The organism is Desemzia sp. FAM 23990, assembly GCF_045528485.1.
In the GTDB taxonomy this organism is placed as follows: domain Bacteria; phylum Bacillota; class Bacilli; order Lactobacillales; family Carnobacteriaceae; genus Desemzia.
The window spans coordinates 40,784-47,308 of record NZ_JBGQQW010000030.1 but is presented as its reverse complement, the minus strand read 5'-3'; the positions used below and the strand labels follow the sequence as shown (position 1 = coordinate 47,308).

Below are 6,525 nucleotides of genomic sequence, written 5' to 3'. Positions count from 1 at the left end.
CATTTCAGTAAAAGTGCAAGGTTTTGTTTAACATCCTATAAAAAACCCTTGCATCTATTATATCAATCATTAGTTGTAAAAGGCAGCAGAATAAGCATAGTTTATTATTCAGTAGACATTATTTATTTTTTAGTTTAGCTGAGATATTTCCCTTAAAAATAAACAGACCTACAAATTCTTTCTTTAGACAATTTGTAAATGTACCCGTATGACTTGAATTGAACAATTGTATCTTTGAAAATAATCAGAATCCTAAATCAACATAGTGATTATGCTATACTAAACAAACAACAACCACCAAAGGAGTTCTAACATGAAAAGTTTAGTTTTAGCAGAGAAGCCGTCTGTGGGGCGCGATATTGCTCGTGTGCTTGGCAGTACCAAGAAAGGGAAAGGCTACTTTGAAGGAGATCAATACATTGTTACTTGGGCACTGGGACATCTAGTGACATTAGCTGACCCCGAGACCTATGACCAAAAATACAAAACCTGGAATTTGAATGATTTGCCTATGTTGCCTGATGATATGAAATTGACCGTCATTCGCAATTCCGGCAGCCAGTTCAATGCCGTCAAATCACAACTGAAGCGTAAAGACGTATCTGAAGTTATCATTGCGACGGATGCTGGTCGTGAAGGAGAATTGGTTGCTCGTTGGATTATTGAAAAAGCCAATGTCCACAAACCGATGAAGCGCCTGTGGATATCTTCCATTACTGATAAAGCCATCAAAGAAGGCTTTAAAAACCTGAAGCCCGCTAAAAATTACGAGACGCTTTTTCAAGCTGCCGTGGCTCGTTCCCAAGCAGACTGGTATATCGGATTGAACGCCAGCCGTGCATTGACGACCAAATACAATGCCCAATTGAATTGCGGTAGAGTTCAGACACCAGTGGTTCAAATCATTGCGCAACGCGAAGAAGAGATTAACCAGTTCAAACCAAAAACGTTTTACGGAGCAGATGCTACTACAGACTTATCCTTAAAACTGGGCTGGCAAGATCAAAAAACAAAAGACACAAAAACATTTGATCAACAGAAAATCAGCCAATTGGTCCACACGCTTGATGGCAAAAACGCTGTCGTGACCAACGTGGTAAAGAAACCTAAAAAGACGTTCTCTCCTGCTTTGTACGATTTAACGGAACTGCAGAGAGATGCTTATCAAGCATACGGTTATTCAGCTAAAGAGACACTGAACCTGATGCAAACACTTTATGAGCAGCACAAAGTGTTGACTTATCCACGGACAGATTCTCGTTATTTGACGACAGATATCGTACCGACTCTGAAAGACCGTATCAAAGTGAGTGCTCACGGAGAATACAAAGCGATTGCTAAAAAATTATTGAACCAACCGACTAAAGCACAAGCTTCCTACGTCAACGATCAAAAAGTTTCTGACCACCATGCCATTATTCCGACAGAACAAGTCGTGCCTATGCAACAGTTATCAGCTAAAGAACGCCATATCTATAATCTGGTTGTGAAGCGATTCTTCGCTGTCCTATTACCTGCACACGAATACGAACAGTTTACGTTGACCGCTACTATTGGTTCAGAATCTTTTACTGCCAAAGGCAAAACCGTCACCAAATTAGGTTGGAAAGAAGTCAACACTGGTGCAAATGCCAAAGAAGATATTTCAGGTAAGTCTCTTTCTTCTATTAAAGTTGGCGATACGTTAAATGTTTCGTATATTAACGAGACTTCGGGACAAACAAAAGCTCCAGCATACTTCAATGAAGCTACTTTGCTGACAGCGATGGAGAACCCTGGTCAATACATGGCTCAAAAAGATCAAGCCTTATCTAAAACGCTGAAAGCTACCGGTGGGCTTGGAACAGTAGCCACTCGAGCAGATATCATCGACAAATTGTTCAAGTCTTTCTTACTCGAGAAAAAAGGCAACAATATTCATGTAACATCAAAAGGGAAACAGCTCTTAGAATTGGTTCCTGCCGACTTGAAGTCCCCTGAACTAACGGCTGAATGGGAACAACAACTGGAGTCAATCGCTAAGGGAAAACTGACAAAAGAACGATTCGTAGGAGATATCAAGAAATTCACCAAAGAATTAGTGACTGAAATCAAACAAACAGACGGAAAATTCCGCCACGAAAACTTGTCGACCAAAACTTGTCCAGACTGTGGCAAACCGATGTTGGAAGTGAACGGTAAAAAAGGCAAAATGCTGGTCTGCCAAGACCGCGAATGCGGCTACCGCAAAAACGTTTCTCGTCAATCGAATGCACGCTGCCCGAATTGCAAGAAAAAGATGTCTCTTAGCGGTGAAGGAGACGGTCAAATCTTTACGTGTACGTGCGGTTACCGAGAAAAATTGTCCGCGTTCAAAAAACGTCGTGAACAATCCGGATCTGGTAAAGCAGATAAACGAACCGTTCAGAAGTTTATTAAGCAGCAAAAACAAGAAGAACCGGAAGACAATGGATTGTTTGATGCGTTGAAAGGTTTAACATTTGATGAATAAGCAACTATAGCTAATAGTAAAAATCCCTCTTTGAGACAGCCTTGTTGTTCTCAAAGAGGGATTTTTTCGATTGCAAAAGACTATAACATGGGTAAGTGTAAAGAATAAAAACGGTTCTACAATATTTGATGGTGGTAAGTAAAAACTACATTTCTATTTCATTCAAAACCTTTTAAAAACTCAGTCCTAGACATTTATGGAGGAATATGGGGGTTGCTTATAGCCGAGCCATGAGATGTGATTTTCGACTCAAGGCTGGGCCTATAAGCAACCCAAAAAATCAGAGTAAAATCTAGTTTTTTGGGTCGTTTTTTATAGCAACGTCTAGGGAATAACTTAAGCTACAAGTGGTTCAAGAATAACTAATAGGTCTTTTGGGCGATCACTTATTCACGAAAAAACAGGGTATTTCTCCTCACTCTATCTTTAAACACTGCCGAAATAGTAAAAAAATGAGCCTGATATAGCCAGCGGGACTGTTGTTTTAGTTTATTGATCAAGTGAGCCTTAATTTAATGTTCACTTGATCAATAACTCTACTTTATTAGTCAAGTGAGAACTTAATTTAATGTCACTTGAAGAATAAACTCACTTTATTCTTCAAGTGAGAGCTGTTTCAATACTCACTTGATCAATAACCGTTGTTCACTCACCAAACGAACGTCTCTTTCGCATTGAATAGAGCATTCCATCGGAAGAAACATATCGACATGATTAAGAAACACGCCATGATTCGTTTCACCATTTATTCTGCTACAAACACAAACCCAAACCCCAAGTCCGGTTGAATACCGAACTTAGGCTTAAGCATAATAAAAACTCGAATAAAAGAGTTTCCTCTCCCATTCGAGTCTCGAGTATCCTAAAAGCTCTTCATTTTGCGTTTAACCTAACTATCGCCCTACTAGATGATTTCAATGATCTCTTTCTTGCTGGCTGCATTAGCCGGTGCATAACTGAAAATCAGACCAACCAAGGAAGAAACGCCTAATGAAATCAGAACAGTAACCAGGTCCACTCCGACAGAAAACGGCAATAGCGCTGCTGCGATAGAAGAAAATAACAGACCCAACAAGTAACCGATCACTCCACCGATACTTGTCATCAATACCCCTTCTAGTACAAACTGTGCGCGGATGCTGCTTTGAGACGCCCCTAAGGCACGGCGAATACCGATTTCTTTTGTTCGTTCCGAAACGGAGATGTACATCATATTCATCACACCAATTCCTGCAATAAACAGAGATATTCCGGCTACACTGGCAATAAATAGGGTAATTCCTCCTAACACTTCTGAAATGCCGTCGTCTAAAGCAGACATATCAAAGTGCTCATAGGTTCCCATTGTCCGCATCGATCCGTCTTCTTCAAGTACAGCGATGGCTTCTGCTGCTACATCTGAAGGCAGTGAGCCTCTTGCGACAGTCACTGTTACAGTATCTTCAATTGTGTCTGCATCATGGTATCGCAGGTAACTGCTTTTAGGAAGTTCAATCTCTTCCGGCATAAAACCGGCTAATAAGCCAGATGAATCCAAATCACTTTCGTAGACTCCGACAATCGTATAAAGTTGATCACCTAATGTAATCCCTCTTCCAACGGCATCATCTTCGGTCTCAAATCGATCTTCTACAACAGAAAATGGAACGACAGCTACACGACTTTCATTCCCGTTATCCAACATATCGATCGGTCTGCCCGCAATAACGGGTCTGCCTTTATCCTCAGTCATGACCACATCCAAGTAAGTTTCTTCACCCTCTACCAGGGTAGTTACGGAAGCATAGTCAGAACTCGCTTGATAGATTTCTGCCCCTTGAACACCGGGAATATTTCGAATCATCTGCAAGTCCATTTCAGAAAAGAACGGATCATTTGTCTCATACATCCATTCCATATCCTCTGCCATGAACTGAACATCAACTGTTAATAGTTCTCCTTCGTCTGGATTCAACGATTCCATGACGTAATTTTCAAATCCGCGTCCAATAGACATAATCGTACTGACAGCCGCGATTCCGATAACGATACCAACCATCGTCAAAAAGCTTCGTTTTTTATTTTTCCATAAGGCGTTCCAAGCACCTTTAAAAAAAACTGATGGATTCATACGCTCACCTCACTTCTTCGGTCAATACGCCGTCATGCATATGGACTACTCGATTGCAAAAGCTTACGGTTCCTGGATCATGTGTAACCAGAATGATCGTAACACCTTCTTCTTCATTTAACTGCTTAAAGACATTCATGATATCATCAGACGTTTTCGTATCTAACGCACCTGTCGGCTCATCTGCGATAATGAAATCAGGATTGTTGATGATGGCTCTGGCGATAGCCGCTCTTTGCTGCTGCCCGCCGGATAATTGCTTTGGAAGTTTATTTCCTTTATCTCCAATACCCAATTTCTCCAATAATTCTGCTACTCTTGCTTTTGTTTGACGGTAATTCCAGCCGTCATAAAGCAGCGGCAGTTCAATATTTTCTCGAATCGTCAAGGTTTCGATCAAATTAAAATGCTGAAATACGAATCCTACTCGCTGATTTCTCAATTTAGATAAATCATTATCTGCTTTAGAAGTCACTATCTCATCTTCTAAATAATAATTGCCCAAGTAATTCCGATCAATGAATCCGATCAAATTCAACAAGGTGGATTTCCCTGATCCAGACGGTCCCATAATGGCCAAAAAATCCCCTTTATGGACTTCAAGATCGACGTTTTTCAACACAGGAAACCACTCATCATCTGCTTTATAGGCTTTTCTGATTTTCTCCAGCTTAATCATACATCACCATAACTTCATCACCATCTGCAAGAGCCGTATCTGGATCTAATAACACTTCTTCCTCTACTGCCAATCCCGATTCAATGACATAAAAGTTGCTTTCTTTTGAGACTGTTACTTCTCGTTTTTCTACGATACCCTCTTTATTGACGTAAACAACTTTTGTGCCATCTTCCTCTTCGATTACTGCATTTTGTGGAAGATACATCACGCCTTCACTGTATCCGATTTGGACAGAAAAGCCGTATTGAATCGCTTCTTCCGGAAGAACGGTAAATGGATAGCGAGAAGAAGTAGCTCCTTCTGCTGCCGCTTGCATTGGCAATGAATCGATTTTCGCAATCGTTCCTTTTAATTGGCGGTCAGAGTTCATTAAATAAATATCGACAGGACTATCTACTGAAAGCTTATTGTAGTCATACTCTGATACGGACGATTCAATTTTTAAATCATGCGACATCAGGCGTACAATAGGCTGTTCGCTTAATTGCAAGCTGGCAGGATCAGCTTCATTCAGTTCCACCACCCCTTTAAAATCGGATTGAATCGTTGTGGTAACCCCTTGTCTTAGTTTTTCGATTTCATATGTGATGTCTTCCATCTGATCCGCTAATTCATTCAGCGACATCTCTGCACTTTCAATCGTTGCTTCCGCCTCTGCTTTGCTTGCTTCAGCTTCCATCAGCTTATTTTGAGCGGCTTCAGCTTCAGGGTCAATCATCATCTCTGCTTCACTGTTTTCACCAGCAGCCTGAATTTGACGGTTGCTTTCTTCCATATTCGCATTTGCTGTATTCAATGCTTTTCTTGCATTCGCAAGATCCGTCTGCGCTTCAGCATACCGTTCTTCTAAGCGGCTATACTGGCGATTTTGTTCATCCAGCAACTGCTGATTTTCTTCATTTGTATAGGTAAATAAATCTGTTCCTTCTTCTACTTCCTGTCCATTCTCTACCAATACTTCAGCGATCACACCTTTTGAAGCATCGTAATACTCTTCTTGGACTTCCGCAGCTTGGACTTTCCCGTCAAATAAAATCGGATCTTCTTCTCTCACAATGTGGACTGAATACGCTTGCTCTGCTTCACTCTCAGCACCAGAATTTTGAAAGAACTGGGCAAACACTATAATGATGACCAGTAATCCGATGATGCCTAGCGCTAGAAGTCCTTTTCTATCTCCGACACGCTGTAAAAACGAACGATTGCTTTTTTCTTTAGTTGTTTTTTTCACTGTAGTTTATC

At 40.8% G+C, this 6,525-nt stretch carries 4 protein-coding genes; 1 reads left to right on the top strand and 3 read right to left on the bottom strand.

Annotation, left to right across the window (positions count from 1 at the left end):
• Window positions 1-313 precede the first annotated feature (313 nt).
• The gene (locus ACEN4I_RS11570) at window positions 314-2,491 is read left to right on the top strand and encodes a DNA topoisomerase III (protein WP_407127814.1); all 2,178 of its coding nucleotides are present in this window, start codon (window positions 314-316) and stop codon (window positions 2,489-2,491) included.
• A gap of 904 nt (window positions 2,492-3,395) precedes the next feature.
• On the opposite strand, the gene ACEN4I_RS11565 is transcribed toward ACEN4I_RS11570, so the two are convergent.
• Genes ACEN4I_RS11565 through ACEN4I_RS11555 form a run of 3 tightly spaced genes read right to left on the bottom strand, consistent with a single transcriptional unit; the run spans window position 3,396 to window position 6,514 of the window.
• A complete protein-coding gene (locus ACEN4I_RS11565) occupies window positions 3,396-4,601 on the bottom strand; it encodes an ABC transporter permease (protein WP_407127812.1) in 1,206 nt (401 codons plus the stop codon).
• A gap of 4 nt (window positions 4,602-4,605) precedes the next feature.
• Entirely contained in the window at window positions 4,606-5,280 is a 675-nt protein-coding gene (locus ACEN4I_RS11560; protein WP_407103112.1) for an ABC transporter ATP-binding protein, read from the bottom strand.
• The gene (locus tag ACEN4I_RS11555; protein ID WP_407127810.1) at window positions 5,273-6,514 is read right to left on the bottom strand and encodes an efflux RND transporter periplasmic adaptor subunit; all 1,242 of its coding nucleotides are present in this window, start codon (window positions 6,512-6,514) and stop codon (window positions 5,273-5,275) included. Before ACEN4I_RS11555 ends, ACEN4I_RS11560 begins: the two co-directional genes overlap by 8 nt.
• Window positions 6,515-6,525: the final 11 nt, after the last annotated feature.

Coding starts and splice junctions, on each gene's coding strand:
- ACEN4I_RS11570 (WP_407127814.1), top strand. CDS start 314: ATGAAAAGTTTAGTTTTAGCAGAGAAGCCGTCTGTGGGGCGCGATATT.
- ACEN4I_RS11565 (WP_407127812.1), bottom strand. CDS start 4,601: ATGAATCCATCAGTTTTTTTTAAAGGTGCTTGGAACGCCTTATGGAAA.
- ACEN4I_RS11560 (WP_407103112.1), bottom strand. CDS start 5,280: ATGATTAAGCTGGAGAAAATCAGAAAAGCCTATAAAGCAGATGATGAG.